The sequence below is a fragment of the Clostridium peptidivorans genome (assembly GCF_900205925.1).
In the GTDB taxonomy this organism is placed as follows: Bacteria; Bacillota; Clostridia; order Clostridiales; family Clostridiaceae; genus Clostridium_AK; species Clostridium_AK peptidivorans.
The window spans coordinates 147,057-169,365 of sequence record NZ_OAOD01000004.1; the positions used below are offsets into that span (position 1 = coordinate 147,057).

General features: G+C 31.0%; 15 protein-coding genes and 1 riboswitch. Of the genes, 12 read left to right on the plus strand and 3 right to left on the minus strand.

Features of this window, described 5'->3' with window-relative positions:
• Nucleotides 1-84 precede the first annotated feature (84 nt).
• Together addB and CRN98_RS05355 are read left to right on the plus strand one after the other, a co-directional pair.
• Nucleotides 85-3,537 carry a helicase-exonuclease AddAB subunit AddB gene (gene addB / locus CRN98_RS05350; protein ID WP_097026387.1) on the plus strand — a complete coding sequence of 1,151 codons (3,453 nt, stop codon included), beginning with the start codon at nt 85-87 and terminating at the stop codon, nt 3,535-3,537.
• A 184-nt stretch (nt 3,538-3,721) separates the two neighbouring features.
• On the plus strand, nt 3,722-3,934 hold the full coding sequence (locus CRN98_RS05355; protein ID WP_097026475.1) for a hypothetical protein: 213 nt from the start codon (nt 3,722-3,724) through the stop codon (nt 3,932-3,934).
• A 75-nt stretch (nt 3,935-4,009) separates the two neighbouring features.
• Here the strand turns inward: CRN98_RS05355 and CRN98_RS05360 are convergent, their stop codons facing one another.
• A complete protein-coding gene (locus CRN98_RS05360) occupies nt 4,010-4,663 on the minus strand; it encodes a DedA family protein (RefSeq protein WP_097026388.1) in 654 nt (217 codons plus the stop codon).
• A 555-nt stretch (nt 4,664-5,218) separates the two neighbouring features.
• On the opposite strand from CRN98_RS05360, the gene CRN98_RS05365 reads away from it, so the two are divergent.
• From CRN98_RS05365 to CRN98_RS05390, 6 genes are all read left to right on the plus strand, one after another.
• The gene (locus CRN98_RS05365; RefSeq protein WP_097026389.1) at nt 5,219-6,394 is read left to right on the plus strand and encodes an ABC transporter substrate-binding protein; all 1,176 of its coding nucleotides are present in this window, start codon (nt 5,219-5,221) and stop codon (nt 6,392-6,394) included.
• A 107-nt stretch (nt 6,395-6,501) separates the two neighbouring features.
• The gene (locus tag CRN98_RS05370) at nt 6,502-7,386 is read left to right on the plus strand and encodes a branched-chain amino acid ABC transporter permease (protein WP_097026390.1); all 885 of its coding nucleotides are present in this window, start codon (nt 6,502-6,504) and stop codon (nt 7,384-7,386) included.
• Nucleotides 7,387-7,397: 11 nt separating this feature from the next.
• The gene (locus CRN98_RS05375) at nt 7,398-8,348 is read left to right on the plus strand and encodes a branched-chain amino acid ABC transporter permease (RefSeq protein ID WP_097026391.1); all 951 of its coding nucleotides are present in this window, start codon (nt 7,398-7,400) and stop codon (nt 8,346-8,348) included.
• Entirely contained in the window at nt 8,326-9,108 is a 783-nt protein-coding gene (locus CRN98_RS05380; protein WP_097026392.1) for an ABC transporter ATP-binding protein, read from the plus strand. Before CRN98_RS05375 ends, CRN98_RS05380 begins: the two co-directional genes overlap by 23 nt.
• Nucleotides 9,102-9,806 carry an ABC transporter ATP-binding protein gene (locus tag CRN98_RS05385; protein WP_097026393.1) on the plus strand — a complete coding sequence of 235 codons (705 nt, stop codon included), beginning with the start codon at nt 9,102-9,104 and terminating at the stop codon, nt 9,804-9,806. The genes CRN98_RS05380 and CRN98_RS05385 overlap by 7 nt, the downstream gene beginning before the upstream one ends.
• 195 nt (nt 9,807-10,001) lie before the next feature.
• Nucleotides 10,002-11,723, plus strand: coding sequence for a hypothetical protein (locus CRN98_RS05390; protein ID WP_097026394.1), 1,722 nt, complete (start codon nt 10,002-10,004; stop codon nt 11,721-11,723).
• A 114-nt stretch (nt 11,724-11,837) separates the two neighbouring features.
• Here CRN98_RS05390 and CRN98_RS05395 read toward each other — a convergent pair whose 3' ends face one another.
• Complete coding sequence (locus CRN98_RS05395) at nt 11,838-12,644, minus strand: sugar phosphate isomerase/epimerase family protein (protein WP_242960837.1); 807 nt, start codon at nt 12,642-12,644, stop codon at nt 11,838-11,840.
• Nucleotides 12,645-12,779: 135 nt separating this feature from the next.
• Nucleotides 12,780-14,381: a phosphoglycerate dehydrogenase gene (gene serA, locus CRN98_RS05400; protein ID WP_097026395.1), complete on the minus strand. Its 1,602-nt coding sequence runs from the start codon at nt 14,379-14,381 to the stop codon at nt 12,780-12,782.
• Between the two features lie 196 nt (nt 14,382-14,577).
• On the opposite strand from serA, the gene CRN98_RS05405 reads away from it, so the two are divergent.
• The 4 genes from CRN98_RS05405 (at nt 14,578) to CRN98_RS05420 (ending at nt 22,295) form a co-directional block, all read left to right on the plus strand.
• Nucleotides 14,578-16,365, plus strand: a complete 1,788-nt coding sequence (locus CRN98_RS05405; RefSeq protein ID WP_097026396.1) for a DUF2207 domain-containing protein — start codon at nt 14,578-14,580, stop codon at nt 16,363-16,365.
• 98 nt (nt 16,366-16,463) lie between these two features.
• On the plus strand, nt 16,464-17,198 hold the full coding sequence (locus tag CRN98_RS05410; protein ID WP_097026397.1) for a DUF1361 domain-containing protein: 735 nt from the start codon (nt 16,464-16,466) through the stop codon (nt 17,196-17,198).
• A gap of 202 nt (nt 17,199-17,400) precedes the next feature.
• Nucleotides 17,401-18,147 (plus strand): CRISPR-associated endoribonuclease Cas6, encoded by a 747-nt coding sequence (gene cas6 / locus CRN98_RS05415; protein WP_179631939.1) that lies wholly within the window; start codon nt 17,401-17,403, stop codon nt 18,145-18,147.
• A 202-nt stretch (nt 18,148-18,349) separates the two neighbouring features.
• Nucleotides 18,350-18,451, plus strand: a riboswitch (purine riboswitch).
• 106 nt (nt 18,452-18,557) lie between these two features.
• Nucleotides 18,558-22,295, plus strand: coding sequence for a phosphoribosylformylglycinamidine synthase (locus tag CRN98_RS05420; RefSeq protein ID WP_097026399.1), 3,738 nt, complete (start codon nt 18,558-18,560; stop codon nt 22,293-22,295).
• The last annotated feature ends 14 nt before the right edge of the window (nt 22,296-22,309 follow it).

Genomic DNA, 22,309 nt, shown 5'->3' on the forward strand with positions numbered 1-22,309 from the left:
ATAAGTGAACTTTTAAAACTATGATATAATGAATTAGTAACTATAAATTCAAGTTAATAATGAAATTAACAAAGGGTGATAAAAATGAGTTTAAGGTTTATATATGGAAGATCAGGCAGTGGGAAAAGTCACTATTGCTTTAAAGATATACAAAAAAAATTAGAAAATGATGAAGAACATTCTCTTATACTTTTAGTTCCAGAGCAGTTTTCTTTTCAAACAGAGAAAAACCTCATTCATTATATAGGAGAAAAGGCAATGGAAAGGACAAGGGTATTAAGTTTTAAAAGACTTGCTCAAGTAGTATTTAGTGAGGTCGGTGGAATAATTCATCAGCATATAAATGAATCAGGAAAAAGTATGCTTATATATAAGATAATGCAGGAACATGCCCATAGACTTAAAATTTTCAATAAAGCTGCAACAAGACAGGGATTTGTTAGTACAATGTCAGAGCTTATAACGGAATTTAAAAGATATAATATAAGTCCAGAAATTTTATATGGAACTCATAATGCAATTCAGGAGAAAAATTTGCAGTGGAAGATGGAAGATATATCACTTATATATTCTCAGTTTGAAGAAAATTTACATAAAAAATATATCGATTCAGAAGATGATTTAACCTTACTTATAGAAAAGTTAGATAAATCAAAGTTATTTCATAATGCAGAGGTTTGGATAGATGAATTTTTTGATTACACTCCTCAGCAATATAATATATTAGAAAAAATAATGAAACAAGCTAAAAGAGTAAATATCACATTAGCTACAAATGGCTTAAATGAAACAGGTGAAATAGATAACTTAGACCTTTTTTATCCTACCAAGAGTACCGAAGATAAGATCTTAAAGATAGCTGAAAGAAATAATGTATCCATTAATAAGCCAATAGCATTAAAATGTTCTCCTTGTTATAGATTTAATGAAAGTAAAGAATTAAGTCACATGGAACAAAATATATTTGCATATCCTTATAAGACTTTTAAGGGAGACACAAAGGATATATGTATGTTTAAGGCGTTAAATAAGTATTCTGAAGTAGAAGATACTGCAAGGGACATACTTACATTAGTAAGAGATAGAGGATATAGATTTAAAGATATAGCAGTGGTTACAGGGGATTTAGATGGATATGAAAATTTAATAAGGGCAATTTTTGATGAACATTCCATTCCTTATTTCATAGATAAGAAAAGAGAAATAGTTAGTAATCCACTTATAGTTTTAATATTGTCTTCCATCGAAGTTATAGTTAAAAGATGGAGCTATGAAGCGGTGTTTAGATACTTAAAAACTGGACTTACAGATATTTCAAGGGAAGATATAGATCTTATAGAAAACTATGTTTTAGCAAATGGAATAAGGGGGAACAAGTGGACAATAGATACGCCCTGGAATTATAGAATAAAATATAGTTTTTCAGGAGATGAAATAAGTGAATCAGAACAGGAAAGCTTAAATAAAATAAATGAAATAAGATTTAAAATAACTAAGCCTTTAATGGAATTTCATGAAAATATAAAAGGCAAAAAAACAGGTAAGGAAATGTCACAGGCACTATATGATTTCTTAATAGAACTTAAGATAGATGAAAAGACTCAAAGCTTAATAGAAGTGTTTAAGGAAGAAAATTTACTAGATAAGGTAAATGAATATAGACAAATATGGGATACCATTGTGGATATAATGGATCAAATTGCTGAAGTTATAGATGAAGATAAAATAGATAGTGAAGTATTTGGCAGAATTCTTAAAAGTGGGTTTGAAGAATATGAGCTTGGATTAATTCCGCCAGCTATTGATCAAATTCTTGTAAGTAGTGTTCAAAGAATTAGAAGCCATGATATAAAAGCACTTTACATAGTTGGGGTAAATGACGGAATATTTCCGGGAGCTATAGCAGATGAAGGAATTCTTACAGATTTAGAAAGAGAAAACTTAAGAGAAACGGGACTAGAACTTGCAAATGATACAAAGAGCTTGGCTTTTGAAGAGCAGTTTTTAACCTATGTTACTTTAACCATTATGAGTAAATATTTAAGACTAAGTTATCCCATAGCAAGTTTAGAAGGCAAAAGCTTAAGACCTTCCATTGTTATATCAAGAATGAAAAAGATATTTCCAGAGCTTTGTGAAAAGAGCAATATAATAGCAAAGCATACTGAAGAAGAAGATATAGAAATGGTTAGCACCCCAAAAGCTACATTTAACGAACTTATATCAGAACTTAGAGGAAGCAATGAAGAAATGAATTTAAGTAAGGTCTGGCTGGATGTATATAGATGGTATAGGGAAAAAGATCAGTGGAATAGAAAATTAAATACAATACTTCAAGGATTTAGTTATAATAATAATGCAGAAATAATGGATACTCAAAAGGTTAGAAAGCTTTATGGGCACAATATGAGCATAAGCGTGTCTCGTTTAGAAAAGTATGCTTCTTGCCCCTTTGCTTATTTTGTAAAGTATGGGTTAAATGCAAAGGATAGAAAAATATATAAGCTTACTTCACCAGACCTTGGAAATTTCATGCATGAGGTATTAGATAATTTCACTAAATACTTAGGAGAAAAGGATTTATCCTGGGAAAATGCAGATAAAAATTTATATGAAGCAGCAGTTGCAAATTTAGTAGATGAAAAAATACAAAGTACTCCAGGGGCAATTTTTAATAGTTCTCCTAGATATGAACATATGGCAAAGGGAGTTAAAAAAATTCTTACAAGGACTTTGGAGGTAATTGGGGATCAAATTAAAAGAGGGGATTTCAAACCGCAAGGATCAGAGCTTTCTTTTAATTTTAATGGGGATTTCCCTCCTATTTCTGTAGAACTTCATTCAGGAGAAAGAGTAAATTTAATAGGTAGAGTTGATAGGTTAGATACATTAAAAGAAGAAGAAGGCACATATATAAGAATAATAGATTACAAATCGGGAAATAAAAAATTTAGCTTGGTGGATGTGTACTATGGTCTTCAGCTTCAGCTTTTAGTATATTTGGATGCACTTTTAACTGATTTAGAAGAAGAAATAAAAAATAATACACTGCCAGCGGGAGTGCTTTATTTTAAAATAGATGACCCTATAGTAAAGGGGACAGGTAAGGAAACTCCTGAAGAAATAGAAAAGAAAATACTTAAAAACCTAAAGATGCAAGGACTTTTACTTGAAGATGTAGATATAATAAAGGCTATGGATAAAGAAGTAAATGGATATTCTGATATTTTACCTGTAGCATTAAGCAGCAAAGGGGAATTTTATAAAAATGTAATGGGATCACTTGCTACAAAAGAAGAATTTGATATATTAAGAGCTTATGTAAAAAAGACAATAGTAAACTTATGTGAAGAAATGCTTGAGGGAAATATTTCAATAAAACCTTATAAGAAAAAAGATGCCACCCCTTGTGGTTTTTGTGAGTACTCTCCAATTTGTCAATTTGACACAGCACTAGATGGAAACTCATATAAAAACATACAGGAAAAAAGCACTGATGAAGTGTGGAAAATGATAAAGAAGGAAGTGAAAGAATAGGGACTAGACCAAAGGTATTATGAGCTAGTAGAGCAGGTTATCAGTAGTCAGTATACTAGAAACCAGTCATTATAATTGCTAGTCTCTAGTCTCTAGTCACTAGGCAGTTGGTATGATGGTATATTCATATTAAGCGTTATATGGTATAATTTGGGGGATGGCATTAAGGGATGGTGAGTTAATAATGGAAAAAAGTTATGAGTGTTTAAGATGTAAAGGAGAAATGGAGTACTTAAAGGATTATAGGTTTGACTCTCAAGATGATAAGAGAGGAATTTTGGGTGCTTTATTTGATATCGAGGAACACCTAGTTTTTGCAGTGTATGTTTGTCCAAAATGCAGACATACAGAATTCTTTTATACAGGGAGAAGAAGTGGGTTTGATGACTGGATTTAATAAGCAATTTTTGCACCCCAAAAGGGGTGCATTTTTATTGGAAAAATGTCAAATTGTTCAGTGTTTATCTATATTTTAAAGCACTGTATCACTGCTGCCCATCTTACTTTTCACATAGGCAAAAGCTCCAGGTAAAATAGATAAAAATATTATTGCAAATATAACTAATGTAAAGTTATGTTGCACTGCTGGTAAATTTCCAAAGAAGTAGCCCATTAAAGTAAATAGGCTTACCCAAGTAATTCCTCCAACAATATTATAAGATATGAATTTTGTGTAATGCATTTTTCCCATACCTGCAACAAAAGGAGCAAATGTACGAATTATTGGAACAAATCTTGCAAGTATTATAGTTTTACCACCATGCTTATCATAAAATTCATTAGTCTTATCTAAATACTCTTTTTTTATAAATTTAATATTTTGATTTTCATAAAGCCCTTTTCCTAATAGCTTGCCTATTTCATAATTTACTGTATCTCCAAGTATTGCGGCAGCCATAAGTACTACAAGTAAAGTAAAGATATTCATAGAACTTACAGAAACTAAAGCCCCAGCGGCAAATATAAGTGAATCCCCTGGTAGGAAAGGAAGTACTACAAGGCCTGTCTCGCAAAATACTATAAGAAATAGTACGGCATAAGACCACATTCCATAGTTTTGTACAATAGCACTTAAATGTGTATCGATATGTAGTATAAAGTCTATAGTCATTTGTATAAATTGCATAATATAACCTCCTGACGTTTATTAAAATGACAATAACTATTATATCACATAACAGGAATAAAATTTTTTTCAATAACTTGGTTAAATGCTAAATGTTGTATCATAAAATTAGATTTTATATTTTTAAAAAAAATTTTTATGTAAATGTTTTCGACACGTTGACACATGTACAAGAACGTGATAATATCTTTAATAACAAATCAAGAATGTTAAGTTAGTTCGAAATAGAATATATATTTTAAAAATTATGACGAAGACAAAACTATCATCACGTTAATTACAGAGAACCGGATAAGCTGAGAACCGGGTTAACTGGATAGCAATACTCACTTCTGAGTTGTATAGTTGAAATTAAGTAGATTATACCGCGGGGCTGCGTTAAAAGGCCAAGGTTTAGAAGAACCTGAAAAAGACTATTCTTTAAATAGAGTAGTGAAGTAGAGTGGTACAGCGTAAATATCGCCTCTACATATGCTTAGCATATGTAGAGGCGTTTTTTTTATAATCAATAACCTTAAATAGGGGGCTATTTAAAAAATAAAGGGGGCAATTTTTATGAAAAAGAAATTATCATTATTACTAGCAGTACTTTGTACAACTGGAGCATTAGTAGGATGCGGAAAAAGTTCGCAGACATCATCTAGTGCCGATGCTAAGACGGTAAAGGTAGGACTTAACTACGAATTATCTGGAAATGTGGCTACATATGGCCAAAGTCTAAGTGAAGGTGTTGAATTTGCAATTGAGGAAATTAATAAAGCAGGAGGAGTTTTAGGAAAGCAAATTGAGGTTGTAAAGGTAGATAATAAGTCTGAAACTGCTGAAGCTGCTAACGTTGCAACTAAGCTTGCAACTAGAGATAAAGTTGTGGCAATACTTGGACCTGCAACTTCTGGTAATACAAAGGCAGCAGCACCAATTGCTGTACAAAACAAAGTTCCATTAGTATCAGCTTCTGCTACAGCAGATGATGTTACCGTAGATAGTAATGGTAAAGTAAGAGAATTTATATTTAAAACTTGCTTTAGCGATTCCTTCCAAGGAGTTATAGGAGCTGACTTTGCAGCTAAGGATTTAGGTAAAAAGAATGCAGCTGTTCTTGTAGATACCACTAGTGACTATAGTAAAGGTCTTTCAAAAAACTTTAAAGAAACCTTTGAAAAACATGGTGGAAAAATTGTAACTGAACAGGCTTATCAAGCAAAAGAAACAGACTTTAAAGCAGTACTTACAAAAATTAAGGGGTCAAATCCTGATGTAATATATCTTCCAGGCTATTATGAAGAAGTAGGTTTGATAGTAAAACAAGCTAGGGATCTTGGAATTACTGTTCCAATAGTTGGAGGAGATGGTTATGAGTCACCAAAGCTTGTAGAACTTGCTGGAAAGACTGCACTAAACGGAGTTTATTTTACAAATCATTATTCTTCAAAGGACACTTCAGCTGAAGTTGTAAATTTCCAAAAGGCATTTAAAGCTAAATATAATAGGGAACCTAATGGATTTAATGCTCTTGGATATGATTTAGGATATTTCTTCGCAGATTCTGTAAAGAGAGCTGGAGAAGCTAATGCTGTTAAAGTTAAAGAAGCTATGGCAGCTACTAAAGATTTTAAAGGAATTACAGGTAAGTTTTCTATAGATGAAAATCATAACCCAGTAAAATCAATAACAATTCTTGAAATGAAGAATGGAGAACAGACTTTCTTAAAGAAGCTAGATCCACAATAATAAATAAACTATAAGATTAGCTAGGGTTAGAGAGTACAAAGAATAGAATATGAAATTAAATAAAAGCTTTGTGCTCTCTAATATATTTTTAAAAGGAAGTGATAAAGATGGAACAAAGTTTACAGCAGTTAGTTAATGGACTTTCACTTGGGAGTATATATGCATTGATTGCATTAGGATATACAATGGTTTATGGTATCATAAATCTTATAAATTTTGCTCATGGTGATATATACATGCTAGGAGCATATATAGGTTTTGCAGTTACAACATTTTTCCATGTTGGTTTTATACCAGCAATCATTATATCAATGATTTCTTGTGCGGTTATAGGGATTATAGTAGAAAAAGTGGCATACAAACCTATTAGAAATTCTACTAGAATTGCTGCACTAATAACTGCTATAGCAGTTTCATTATTTATAGAATATGGAACAATGTATTTTGTTAAGGCGGAGACTAGAACTTTCCCAGAAGAGCTTGCAAGTAAAACTATAAAACTGTTCAATGGAGAAGTAGTACTTAATACTACAGATATATATATAGTAGCGGTTACTATTATACTTATGATAGCTCTTCAATATATAATTCACAAAACAAAGATGGGTAAAGCCATGAGAGCTGTTTCTATGGATAAAGAAGCAGCACAGTATATGGGAATAAGTATTGATAAAACAATATCCTTTACTTTTGCACTTGGTTCTGCACTAGCAGGAGTTGCTGGTGTACTTGTTGGAGTATATTATAACTCAATAAATCCTTTAATGGGTGTTCTACCTGGACTTAAAGCTTTCGTAGCTGCGGTAATAGGAGGAATAGGAATTATACCAGGAGCGGTTTTAGGTGGATATTTACTTGGAATGACAGAAACTATAGTTAGTGCTAATGGTGGATCCTTATATAAGGATGCTGTAGCATTTGCAGTATTAATCATAATACTTTTAGTAAAACCTAATGGACTTTTAGGTAAAAATATAAAAGAAAAGGTATAGGAGGGGATAGTATGAAGGTATTTAATAAAAATAATATAGCAGCAGCGGTTTTCGTACTTCTCCTATATTTATTAGGGCAAATATTAATAAGTACTGGCATTATTGATTCTTACATTTTGCTTAATTTAATAGTAATAGGTATTAATATAATACTTGCTGTAAGTTTAAATCTTATCACAGGTTTTACAGGACAATTTTCACTAGGACATGCAGCGTTTATGTCTATTGGCGCATATGCTTCAGCTGTAGTTACAGCTAAATTCAGTTTACCATTTGGAGCAGGAATACTTGCAGGTGCGGTAATTGCAGCAATTGCAGGAATTGCAATAGGAATCCCTACATTAAGATTAAAAGGGGATTACCTTGCTATAGCAACATTAGGATTTGGAGAAATAGTTAGAATAATAATTCTTAATAATGAATATTTAGGTGGTGCTAGTGGGCTAAATGATATACCACAATATACAGATTGGACATGGATGTTTGCCATGGTTACACTCACTATAATTTTAATAAAAAACTTTATTAATTCAAAGAGTGGAAGAGCTTGTATTGCTATTCGTGAAGATGAAATTGCAACAGAATCTATGGGGGTTAATACCACATTTTATAAGGTACTTGCTTTTGGTGTTGGGGCTTTCTTTGCAGGAATTGCAGGAGCGTTATATTCAGGATATTTTTATTTTATAAAACCAGATGCTTTTGGATTTATGAAATCTATTGATATCCTAGTAATAGTAGTATTTGGAGGTATGGGAAGCATTATGGGTTCAGTAGTTGGAGCTATAGCACTTTCTGTAATATCTCTTTTACTTCAAGGATTCCCTGAACTAAGAATGGTTATATACTCAGTTATACTTTTCTTAATAATGGTTTATAGACCACAAGGAATTATGGGTAATTATAAATTTAGGTTATTTAAGAGAGGAGGTATTCAAAATGTCAGTGCTCACAGTAAATAATATTTCAATGTCCTTTGGTGGAGTAAAAGCAGTAAGTAATGTAAATATGAAAATAAAGCAAGGAGAAATAATTGGTCTTATTGGACCTAATGGAGCAGGTAAAACCACATTTTTTAATTTGCTTACAGGCATATATACCCCAACAGAGGGTGAAATAATCTATAATTTTGATAAAGAAGTTCATCCTAAAAAAATGAAACCTCATGAAATAGCTGCATCGGGAATAGGTAGAACATTTCAAAATATAAGACTTTTTAGTGAAATGACAGTTGAGGAAAATGTTAGAGTAGGATTTCATAAAAATATTAAATATAAAGCAATTTCCTCTTTATTTAGAGCTCCTTCTTATTATAAAGAAGAAGAAAATGCAGATAAAAAAGTTATGGAACTTCTAAAAATTTTGGGTCTTGATGGGAAAAGAGAAGAACTCTCCAAGAACTTATCTTATGGAGAACAAAGAAGACTAGAAATAGCAAGAGCTCTTGCTTCAAATCCAAAGATTTTACTTCTTGATGAACCAGCAGCAGGAATGAACCCAAATGAAACACATGAACTTATGGAACTTATAAGATGGATTAGAGATAAATTTGATATTACTATAATTTTAATAGAGCATGATATGTCACTTGTAATGTCTGTATGTCATAGACTTTATGTGCTTGATTACGGAAAACTTATTGCAAATGGAACACCAGAAGAAATAAGACATAACCCTGCAGTTATTAAGGCATATCTTGGAGGTGAGGATGAAGCATGTTAGAAATGATTGATGTTAATGTATATTATGGAGCTGTTCATGCTTTAAAAGGTATAAGTTTAAAAGTAAATGAGGGAGAAATTGTTACTTTAATAGGTGCAAATGGGGCTGGGAAAACTACAACTCTTAAGACGATTTCTGGAGTTCTAAAACCTAAAGTGGGGAAAGTTATATTTGATGGAAAAGACTTAAACAAAGTTAATGCAAGTAACATGGTAAGTCTTGGAATGGCTCATGTGCCAGAAGGAAGAAGAATATTTGCTAACATGTCAATTATGGAGAACTTGGAAATGGGGGCGTTTTCAAGAAAAGATAAGGCAGAGATAAAAAAGGATTATGAGAAAATATTTGAAACCTTTCCAAGATTATTAGAACGTAAAAACCAAATGGCAGGAACTTTATCAGGAGGGGAACAGCAGATGCTTGCTATAGGGCGTGCTCTTATGTCAAGACCTAAGCTTCTTCTTTTAGATGAACCTTCCATGGGGCTTGCACCTTTAGTAGTTAAGCAAATATTTTCAATAATAGAGGATATAAATAAAAGTGGCACTACAGTTTTACTTGTAGAACAAAATGCTTCTATGGCACTTAAAATAGCTCATAGAGCTTATGTAATACAAAATGGATATGTAGAAATGGAAGGAGACGCTTCAGAGCTTTTAAATGATGAAAGCGTAAAAAGTGCATATCTTGGGGCATGATATGTAGTATTCAATCACTAATCTATAGATTTAGATGAAATGATAATAGATAAAAAGGGGCTTTTACTTAAGATATATTTTATAAAATCTAGCTAATTTATTTAGCTGGATTTTATTTTTTTATATAAATCATTTGAAGAGCAATATAAAATAACCTATAATAAATCTATTGACAAAATTATGTAGGGGGATAAAATGTATTATTTATTAGTTATTTTATTGTTTTTAAAACCTAGTATTAAAAAAGAAGATTTATCTGAACAGATAGGAAGAGGAATTATTGGAGGTATAATTTCATTTTTGGTTTTCTATATCTTTAAGTTTGACCATACTCTTTCCTTTGTTTTATCTATGCTTTGGCTGCCAGCAATTGTTCAGCTATTATTTTATGTCATTTCAGAGGCAGTAAATAAGGGTAAGAAGGATAAAGAGAATACAAAAGCTTCAGGCTTTGTTGGAATATTTTTGATTGTAGTCATGATTCTCAGTATTGGATATAATCAGGTTCCATATATAACGGGCGGGGCAAAAAAACTTGCCCAAATGGTTCCTGTAGAGGAAAGTGCAAAAAAGGTTTCTCAAATTAATGCAGAACATGTTATTGTTATTTCACCAGAAACTGCATATTATGAGATGCAGAAAATGATAGGGACACTTCCTAATCCTAGTGCTTATGAAATTGGGGAAATTGGTATTACAATGACAAAGGATGGAGTTTCATATGTAGCTCCAATAGAATTTGATAGCATTTTTAGAGCCTTTAAGAGTAAAGAGATACCAGGGGTAATCTATGTTTCAGCTGAAAAGCAGGCAGAAGCAAAAATTATAAATATGCCAGTAGGTTATGCTAAATCTTTGGTATTTGGGCATGATATTGAAAGAAGCTTACGTAAGGCTAAACCTGAAGCGATACTTTTTCAGGCAAATGTTGAGCTTGATGACTCAGGTAGTCCTTACTATGTAGGTACCTATGGTCATTACAAGTATGGTCGTAGGGGACCTATAGTTGATGGTGCTGTACTTTTAGATTTTAAGGATGGAAAGATTACAGATTACAGCAAAGATAAAGTGCCTTCATGGGTAGAAGAAATATATCCTTCGGACGTTGCTGAAGTCTATAACGGTTATTTTGGTACTCTTGCTAAGGGATTGATAAATAAATTTTTTGCAAAAGAGGGAGTACATATTCCGACAGAGTGGAGTGGAGATACAAGTATAGGTGGACTTAAAGTTAATTCTTATGAAGTATCAGGAGTTGTAGATAGTAATGGAAAAATGAAGTGGTTTACTGATCACACTAATACATCAAGTAATTCAACTACCATGACAGGGTACACACTTATGGACATGAGAACAGGAAACATGACTTACTACAAAACAGCTGGCTATATGAACGGAAAGGGTGCTATGAATGCTGTGGACAAGACTCTTGGAGCTAATAAAGCAAATTGGGCTCCTGTACAGCCATTATTTTATAACCTATTTGGCTATGAGGCCTGGGTGGTTCCTGTAGTAAATAAGACTGACGGAGCACTAGTAAAGGTAGCTATAGTTGCAGCACAAAACAGTTATGTAGTATTAGAAGACAATAAGGCCTTAGCTATTGAATCTTTTAAGAATGCCATTGCTTATGGAAAAATAAATGATGCAACTAATAAAAATGCAAACAGCATAAAAGCTGACAAAAAGAATATCATAGGAAAAGTTTCAAGAATAAACGCTGTAACTGAGAATGGGAACACTATTTTTTATGTTAAGCTTGCAGAATCAGAAAATATTTATATGGTTAACAAGTCTGCTGGAGTTGATATTGTCTTAACTAAAGAAGAGGATATGGTAGAAATTGAATATCTTGATATTAAAGATAATAATATAGTTTCAACCACAAAGTTTAAAAATAATAGTATTAAAAAATAATGATTCAAAATCACCAAATATATTTACATGGGAATCAGACACAAATATCAATAAGCCTGTAAGGGGACTAGCAAAAAAATAGAGCCGAAAGGCTCTTTTTTATATAGTGGTTACTCATTTTTCTAGTATCCGAGATAACGCCTTTAGGCTTTCAGCTGCCTTTTCCCTAGGCCTTACTTCTATAATATAAATTATAGGCTTATCTTTCATAAGGTCAAAATGCCAGTTAAAATCAATGAGCCCCGTGCCCGGAATTTGATGGTCGCTTTTGCCATTGTTATCATGAATGTGGCAAGTACGTATTTTATCTATATTTTTTACGAAAAATTCAATTTCCTTATACTTATTTTCAAGGGAATGACCTATATCCCAAGTTAAGTATAAATTATCATTAGCTAAGAGTTCTTGAATAGTTTCTTGAACAACTTTTTTAGGAAATCTTCCTGAGTTTTCTACGCATATTTTAATTTTATTTCCAGCAAAATCTATAATTTCTTTTAAGTTAGTTTTTAAAATATTTCTATATTCATTTTCGTAAGACTCCTCCATATAGCTTTTCCTATCTGTTAAAGTAAAGCATACAGAAGGACCAACATGTAAAGTTAAATTCTTTGCACCAATATCTATTCCAAATTGAATTATGGTCTTAAATCGACTTATTACAGCCGCTCTAATATCTTCTTGAAGCTGAAGTAGGGAAATATCTTCAGGAGCGTGTAATGTTAAAACTATACCTTTATGTGAAGTATAATTTTTAATATTAAGTCTTTCCTCTTTAGAATAATTTTCAGGAAAAAACATTGGAACATTCATATTTATTTCTACTGCATTAAAGCCGTTTTTAATTGCAAAATCAAGAGTATCATATATACTTTTTTCTCCTAAGCAAGCTGCATATCCCATAGGGTTAAGATTAAACAAATTAAATTCACCTCACTTCTATTTTAGATAATAAATAATAACTTTTTCTATGCATGATTTATAGAAATTTATAATTTCGTTATAAATAAGCACATCTCAGTTATACTGAGATGTTTACTTAATTATTAACTGATATTATAGATTTATATTTTTTGCCCATATTATATCAGGAATGTTTTCAAGTTCGTTTAAGGCATCTTTAGGTATTCTTTCATCGATTGTAAGTATCATAAGGGCCTTGTCGCCTTTAAGCTTTCTTCCAACCTGCATAGTAGCTACATTTATATCTTGATCTCCAATAAAGGTTCCAACTTGGCCGATTACTCCTGGCACATCTTTGTTTTGTATAAATAACATATGTTCTGTAGGTTTTACATCTACTTCATAGCCAGCAATTTCAACTAGTTTTCCTTCTCCCTTAGTTGAAATTGTACCTGCAAGAGTAAAAGTAAAGCCTCTATTGCTTCTAATTTCTACAGTAATTAAATTTGAATATCCATCATAAGCTTCAGGTGTATTATTAACATTAACTGCAATTCCACTATCCTTAGCTGTTACTCTTGAATTTATATAGTTAATCTTATCCTTCATAACAGGCTCTAAAAGTCCCTTTAAAAAGGCTATAGTTACAATTTCAGTATCTTGAACTCCTATTTCTCCACAGTAGTTTATTTCCACTAATTCAATAGGGGCTTTATGAAGCTGATAGTATATTTTACCTAGATTTTCCATCAAATCTATATAAGGAGTTATTTCCTTTAACTCATCTCTGTGTATAACAGGAAGGTTTACTGCATTAGGAACAATTCCACCTTTAAGTCCATTGATAACCTGTTCAGCTATGGTAATTCCAACATTTTGCTGTGCTTCTACAGTAGTTGCTCCAATATGAGGAGTTACAACTACATTTTCAAATTGATAAAGAGGGGAGCTGTATCTAGGTTCTTTGTCATGTACATCTAAGCCCACACTTGCAATTTTGCCACTTTCAAGTCCTATAAGAAGTGCTTTTTCATCCATAAGTTTTCCTCTAGCTGCATTTACAAGTCTAACTCCATCTTTCATTATTCCTAGTTCTCTTTCACCGATAATTCCAATTGTTTCTTCTGTACGTGGAGTGTGGATGGTGATGTAGTCAGATTGCATTAAAAGCTCATCTAAAGTTTCCATTCTTTTTGCATTATATCTTTTAAATCTTTCATCAGAAATATAAGGGTCATATGAAACTATTTTCATACCAAATGAATGCATGCGAGTAGCAACTAAAGCACCAATTCTTCCAAGACCTATTATACCAAGGGTCTTGTTATATAGCTCATTTCCCATAAAACTATCTCTATCCCAATTGCCGTCCTTTAAAAACTTATCAGCGCTGCATACATTTCTGCTTTGAGCAAGTAATAGTGATATAGCAAGTTCACAAGCTGAAATACTATTACTATCAGGAGTATTTGCTACAATTATGCCACGCTTTGTAGCTTCTGGTATATCTATATTATCAACTCCATTACCAGCTCTTCCTACAATCTTAAGATTAACAGCTTTATCCATAAGTTCGCTATCAACTTTAGTATCACTTCTGATCATAAGAGCATGATAATTTTCAATTATATTTAAAAGTTCCTGTCTTTCTATACCAATTTTTATATCTAATTGAAAATCCTTCTCTTTCTTTAAAAGTTCAAGCCCCATTGGATCGATATTATCTACAACTAATATCTTTTTAATGTCATTCATTTAAACTGCCCCCTTTTTTTATATAATATTAAATAATAAATGAATTCAAACAAAAGTATATTTTTAAAATTATATTATATGTGCTCATAAAACACAAGTGTTTGTCCTAATAAATTTTATTAAATAAATTAAGCTTATGTAGATTTAATAATTCAACTGATATAAAATAAAATTATTAGTTAAAAGGAGGTAAATTATGAAAAATTTAAGAAAATATCAATTAAGTCTTTGTATGTTTATAATGATAATTACTTTAATTTTTGGTAAAAGTACTGTAAAAGCAGAGGAAAAAATAATTATTTCTAACTGGAATGTAAACTCTAGTGTAATGGAAGATGGTTCGATAAATATAAATGAATATATAACCTTTAAATTTAATGATAAGTTTAATGGTGTATATAGAAGTATAGTGCTTACAGGAACAGAAGGAATAAGTAATTTAAGAATATATGAAAAAACTCCCTATAAGGATATAGAATATAAAAAAGTGGATAAGGCATCTAAAGGAGATAAAAATGTATATACTGTGGACATTAAAAAAGATACAGCTGAAATAAAGATATTTTCTCCTTCTAAATCTAAAGAACAAAAAACTTTTAATTTGGTTTATATGATGTCAAAGGTTTCTACTAGATACAATGATACAGCAGAACTTTATTATAACTTTTTGGGCAATGAAAATGAAACTCCTATAGAAAATTTTAATGTAAACATAGGATTTTTATATAATTTTGATAAGGATAAAGTTAAGATATTTGCTCATGGTCCTTTAAACGGAACTGTAAAGTTTGTAAATAACAATACAGTAAATTTAAATGTTAAAAATGTGCCTAAAAAAACCTCGATAAGTGGAAGAATTTTATTTCCAAGAGAGTTTTTAGATAAGAAGTTATATCCTAAGACTAAAAATGAAAAGGGCTACAATAAAATTTTACAAGAAGAATTAAAGTCTGCAGAAAATATAAAAAAGAAATTAGAAAGAAAGAATACTTTAAAAAATACTTTTAATAATATATCACTAATACTTTCAATAGCTATATTAGCTGCTCTATTTTATATATTTAATAAATTAAAGAGAAATAAAATTGATTTATCAAGGGATTATAATATTTCTCCTAAAATTTCCACTCCAGCAATGCTTAGCATATTGTACTACAATACTTTAGATTTTAAAAGTATACTTGCAACTCTCTTAGATTTAAATAAAAAGGGATATATAGAAGTTAACGAAATAGGAGAAGTCGATGAAAAGACAAAGGATTATTTAATGCAAAGAATAAAAGAAAATACTGAAGAATTAGAAAAACATGAAGTTTTCTTTATGAATTGGATATTTGGGGAAATATCAGCTAATAACTGCATAACTACAAAAAAGTTAAAAGAATATGCAGAAAGCCATAAAAATGAGTTTGCAGAACAGTTTAAAAAATGGGAAAATATAGTAAAAGATAAATTTGACGAAAATAATTATATAGATAAAGGAGGAAAAAAATATGGAACACCAGTAATGGTTACTTCATTTATATTCTTAGGAGTAAGCATAGCTGCATTAGTAAATGAAGCTATGGCTGGAGTGCTTTTAATGATAATTTCAATTATAAGTTTAATAACGGGTTTAACCTTGTTTTACCGTAAAAGTGACCTTGGATATGAGGAATATACTAAGTGGCAACATTTGTTTAAAAGGGTTAAGAAAAAGGATGAAGCAGGAGATATATATTTGTTTGAAAACTATTTACCTTATTTCATAGTAATGGGTTTAAATCATAGACATGTGGAAAACTTCAAAATTAAAACTCAAAAAACTTCATATAGCACAGGATTTTTTGCATGGTATTATTTAGCTAATAGCACATCGGGAAATAACTTTAATAGCTCTTTAAACTCAGCACTTCAAAGCACCGTTCCAGGATCAGGTGCTGGAGGAGGATTTTCATCAGGAAGCGGTGGTGCTTCAGGAGGTGGAGGAGCTGGAGGTTTTTAAAACTTAACATGGGGAAGGCAAATTGCTAAAGATAAATCATTCGCAAAATTATAAAAATATAATAGCAATGTAAAATTTAAATTGGGGAGTTACTTTAAATGAAAAAAGTTAAAAAAACAAAGGATACCTGGGGAAAATTAAGAAATGGATTCATGGTAATAAGCCTTATGTACTTTATATGGATTATAGGAAAAGGGAGATTTAAGGAATTTTATATGATATGGAACATAACACTGTGCTGGATACCCTTTGAATTATCTTTATTTTTCCTTAAAAATAACTCAAATAAAAAGGGAACATCTAAATTTTTGATGATTTTGTGTGCAGTACTTTGGGTACTATTTTTACCTAATTGTTTTTATATAATTACAGACTTTATTCATATAAGTGGGAATTCCTATATGGTTATAAATCCTAACTATAAGCCTTATACAACAACTAATGAGAGTATGTATTTTTTTAGTGATAATATAACAATATGGTATGATTTTTTATCTATATCATTAGGAGTTTTTATAGGATTAAGCCTTGGAGTAATATCTCTTTATATAATACAAAGTCTTATTAAAAAGAAATATAATAAATTAGTTTCTTGGATAACTGTTGTAGTTATAAGTTTTATAAGTGGATATGCTATATATTTAGGAAGATTTTTAAGATGGAATAGTTGGGATTTAATATTAAAGCCCATAAATATAATAAATATGTTTATCCATCACTTAAATGCTAAATCCTTAAAATTTGCAATGCTTTTTGGTACATTAAACTTTGTAGTATATGTTTTAGCCTATATACTTATAAATGTTTCTAAACATATTTCTAGCGAAAATTAATATTTTTTTTAAATTTTATGCACATTTTTAAAATTAATGAATAAAATAAACAGGTGGGGAAAAACTACCTGTTTTTTTAAGTTAATATTTTTAACAAAATTCAAAAAAATATTATATGCGCAAAAGGAAATATTTTACATGCGTCGAATACATTATATGGAAAAGACGCAAGAAAATTTATGGCACAAAGGGGATATGGAAAATGAGAGCAAATATTGAGATGAGTTTTAACGACGAACTAACAGTACCAATTGACTACAATTACATTTTGCATGAGATGATATTAAATTGTATGGGTAAAGAGGGATATGAAACTTTAATTCATGATAAAAGGTATGAGTATAAAAATAGAAGTTACAAGCTTTTTACCTTTTCAAAGCTTTTTGGAAAGTTTGAGATGGACAAAGAAAATAGTACCATAACTTATTTTGATAGGGCTAATTTTACGGTATCTAGTCCAGATTATACATTTTTAAACTATCTTATAAATAGAGTTTTAAAAAATCCTAATTTTAAAATAGGCTGGAATGATATAAAAATAAAGAAAATCGAAAATTTTCATGCTCAGCTTGGAAGTTCTGAAACAATATATACAAAATCACCTATAGTTGCATATAAAACATTAGAGAATGACAAAAGAAGGAAAACCTTATACTATAGTCCTTATGAAGATGAATTTCAAGAAATTTTAAAAGAAAACCTAATTAATAAATATAAAGCAATTTATGGATATAAGCCTGAACATAATGAGTTCAAAATAAATGTATTGGAAACTAAAAAACCTAAGTCTAGTTCTATTAATTATCAAGGTCACATAATAAAGGGATGGAATGGAGAATTTTTAATAGAAGGCTCTCCAGAACTTTTACAAATTGCTTATGATACAGGATTAGGTTTGAAAAATTCACAAGGTTTTGGATGTATAGAAGTAAAGGAAATAATAGATTAATAATATTGAGGTAAAAAGTTCATGATTTAAGGTCTTACATTTTAAATTGAATGTAAGACCTTAATATTTTCATAGGATTTATTCAAAAATACGAACATTAAAATATAAATAAAATAAAATATCTAGAATAATACGAATGATTATATAAAAAAATAATAAAATGTATTGAAAAATAACTTATTAAGTGTTACTATAAGTATAAGATAATTAAATATTAGTTACCCATATAATCTCGATAATAAGGTTCGAGAGTTTCTACTAGAAGACCGTAAATTTTCAGGCTATGGGTAAGTCCAGATTTTTAACTACATTTTATGTAGTGTATTTGGCATCTTTAAAAATCTATCTTGGGCTTACCTAAAAGCTTGAGGTGGATTATTTTTTTAAATAAAAATAAGGAGAAGTCAAATATGAAAAATAATGTTATAAGACTTTATGTAGAGAAAAAGCCTGGTTTTGATGTTGAGGCAAAGCATTTGTTAAATGATTTAAGGGATAACCTTGGAATGACTCAAGTTCCAGGATTAAGGCTTGTAAATAGGTATGATATAGATGGTGTTTTAAAAAGTACGTATGAAAAGGCAAAGGATTTAATATTTTCAGAGAAAACTGTAGATAAAATTTATGAGGAAGAATTACCAGTTAAAGAAAACAGCAAAATTTTTGCAATGGAATACTTGCCTGGGCAATATGACCAAAGATCAGATTCAGCTTGTCAATGTATACAAATCTTAACAGAGGGTGAAGTAGCAGAAGTAGCTTCTGCAAAAGTCATAATAATAGATGGAGAAATAAGCGAAGAAGATTTTGCTAAGATAAAAAATTACTGTATAAACCCTGTAGATTCTAGAGAAGCTTCTTTTGAAAAACCAAATGGTATTTATAATGAGAGTAAAATACCAGAGGATGTAATAATCTTAGAAGGCTTTATAGATTATGATAAAGAACAACTAAATACATTTTTAAATAAATTTAATTTAGCTATGAGCTTTGAGGATTTATGCTTTTGTAAAGAATACTTTAAAGAAACTGAAAAGAGAAATCCAACGTTGACTGAGCTTAAGGTTATTGATACTTATTGGTCAGATCACTGTAGACATACAACCTTTATGACCTCCATAGAAGATATACAGATAGAAAAGGGAATTTTTACTGAACCTATTGTAAGATCTTATGAGGAGTACTTAAAAGCTAGAGAATATGTTTATGAAGATAAAAAGAAAGATGTATGTCTTATGGACATTGCTGTTATAGCAATGAAAGAACTTAAAAAGAAAGGTTTATTAGAAGATTTAGATGTTTCAGATGAAATCAATGCCTGCAGCATAGAAATTGATGTAGATGTGAATGGCAATGATGAAAAGTGGCTTTTAATGTTTAAAAATGAAACTCATAATCATCCTACAGAAATTGAACCTTTTGGAGGAGCAGCTACTTGTCTTGGAGGAGCTATAAGAGATCCGCTATCTGGAAGAGCATATGTTTATCAAGCTATGAGAGTCACAGGAAGTGGAGATCCTAGAACAAAGGTTTCTGATACTCTTCCAGGGAAAATTGCTCAAAGAAAGATAACAATTGGGGCAGCTCAAGGCTATAGTTCTTATGGAAATCAAATTGGTCTTGCAACTGGCCAAGTTTCTGAATTATACGATGAAGGCTTTGTAGCTAAAAGAATGGAAGTAGGAGCAGTAATAGCTGCGGCACCAAAGGAAAATGTAGTAAGAGAAGAACCTAAGTGCGGGGACATAGTAGTTTTAATTGGTGGAAGAACAGGAAGAGATGGCTTAGGTGGTGCTACAGGTTCTTCAAAGGAACATGATGAAGAATCAATTTTAAATTGTGGTGCTGAGGTACAAAAAGGAAATGCAGTAACTGAGAGAAAGATACAAAGATTATTTAGAAATCCTAAAGTAAGCAAAATGATTAAAAGATGTAATGACTTTGGAGCTGGTGGAGTTTCAGTAGCTATAGGAGAGCTTACAGATGGACTTGATATAAATTTAGATTTAGTTCCTAAAAAATACGATGGATTAGATGGAACAGAGCTTGCTATATCAGAATCACAGGAGCGTATGGCTGTGGTTGTAGCTAAAGAAGATGTAGAAAAGCTTATAAATTTAGCAATAGATGAAAATGTTGAAGCTACAGTGGTTGCTGAAGTAACAGACAGCAACAGACTTAAAATGACCTGGAGAGGAAAAGACATTGTAAATGTAAGTAGAGACTTCTTAAATACCAATGGAGTTAAACAAACTACAGAAGCAGTTATAAAAGCTCCTTCTATAAAAGAAAATTACTTTAATAAAGAAGCTCAAAATAAATTAAGTATTAAGGAAGCTTGGCTTTCTAATTTACAGAAGCTTAATGTATGTTCCCAAAAAGGAATGGGTGGAAGATTTGACAGCACTATAGGAACAGGTACAGTTATTATGCCTTTTGGTGGAAGATATCAGGCAACACCTGCAGAAGGTATGGTAGCAAAGATACCAGTGCTTAATGGAGAAACAAATACAGTGTCTATGATGACTTATGGATATAATCCTGAAATAGGAAAGTGGAGTCCATATCATGGAGCTATATATTCAATCGTTGAAGCCGTAACTAAAATGGTAGCTATGGGTGGAGATTACTCAAAGATAAGATTATCCCTTCAAGAATACTTTGAAAAGCTTGGTAAGGAATCAGAAAAATGGGGAAAACCTTTAGCAGCACTTTTAGGTGCATTGCATGCACAAAGAGAATTTGAAATACCTGCAATTGGAGGTAAAGACAGTATGTCTGGAACATTTAAGGATTTAAGTGTCCCTCCAACGGTAGTAGCATTTGCAGTTGCAACAAATAAGGCTTCTGATATTGTATCATCTGAATTTAAAAGAGCAAACAGCAAGGTAGTTTTAGTATCTGCTGTAAGAGATAATGAAGAAATTCCTGATTTTGAAGCTTTAAAGAAAAACTTTAACAAGATAACAGAACTTATAAAATCTAATAGAGTTTTATCAGCCTTTTCAGTAAAAGGTGGTGGAGTTTCAGAAGCTATTAGTAAAATGTGCTTTGGAAATAAAATAGGAATGACTTTTGAGAAAGATATAGAATTTGAAGAATTGTTTAAACCAGATTATGGTTCAATCATTTTAGAATTAAATGAGATAGATAATTTAGAAGAAGTTTTTGGTGAAGCTCAATTTAAATTATTAGGATATACAAAGGAAAATGAAGTAATTGAAGTTTGCAATGAAACAATAAGTTTAGAAGAAGCATATAAGGCATATGAAAAGCCATTAGAAGCAGTTTTCCCTACAAAAGCTGAAGACTATAGCCAAGTTCTAGAAAATATAAGCTTTAATAATAAAAATATAAAAACACCTGTAATTAAAGTTGCTAAACCAAGAATATTTATTCCAGCATTCCCAGGTACAAACTGTGAATATGACTCTCAAAGGGCCTTTGAAAGAGCAGGGGGAGTAGTAGATAGCTTTATATTTAGAAATTTATCATCTAAAGACATTGAAGAATCCATAGATGAAATGGTTAAAAAAATAAATAATTCACAAATTATTATGCTTCCAGGAGGATTCAGTGCAGGTGATGAACCAGATGGTTCAGGAAAGTTCATAGCAGCAGTATTTAGAAATGAAAGAGTAAAGTATGCAGTTATGGAACTTTTAAATAAAAGATATGGTTTAATGCTTGGCATATGCAACGGCTTCCAGGCACTTATAAAGCTTGGACTAGTACCTTATGGAGAAATAAGAGATTTAGATGAAACCAGCCCAACACTTACTTACAATAGCATAGGAAGACATATATCTTCTATGGTAAGTACAAAGGTAGTATCAAAGATTTCACCATGGTTAAACAATGTAGGAATTGGTGACATCCATACTATACCAATATCTCATGGAGAAGGAAGATTTGTTTGTAGTGAGGATGAAATAAAGACATTAATTAAAAATGGACAAGTAGCTACCCAATATGTAGGAGATAATCCAAATGGTTCTTTCTATGGTGTAGAAGGTATAACAAGTCCAGATGGAAGAGTATTTGGTAAAATGGCCCACAGCGAAAGAGTTGGGGAATGGCTATATAAAAATATACCAGGAGATAAAGATCAGAAGTTATTTAAAGCAGGAGTTGACTATTTTAAATAACAATTTAAAACCAA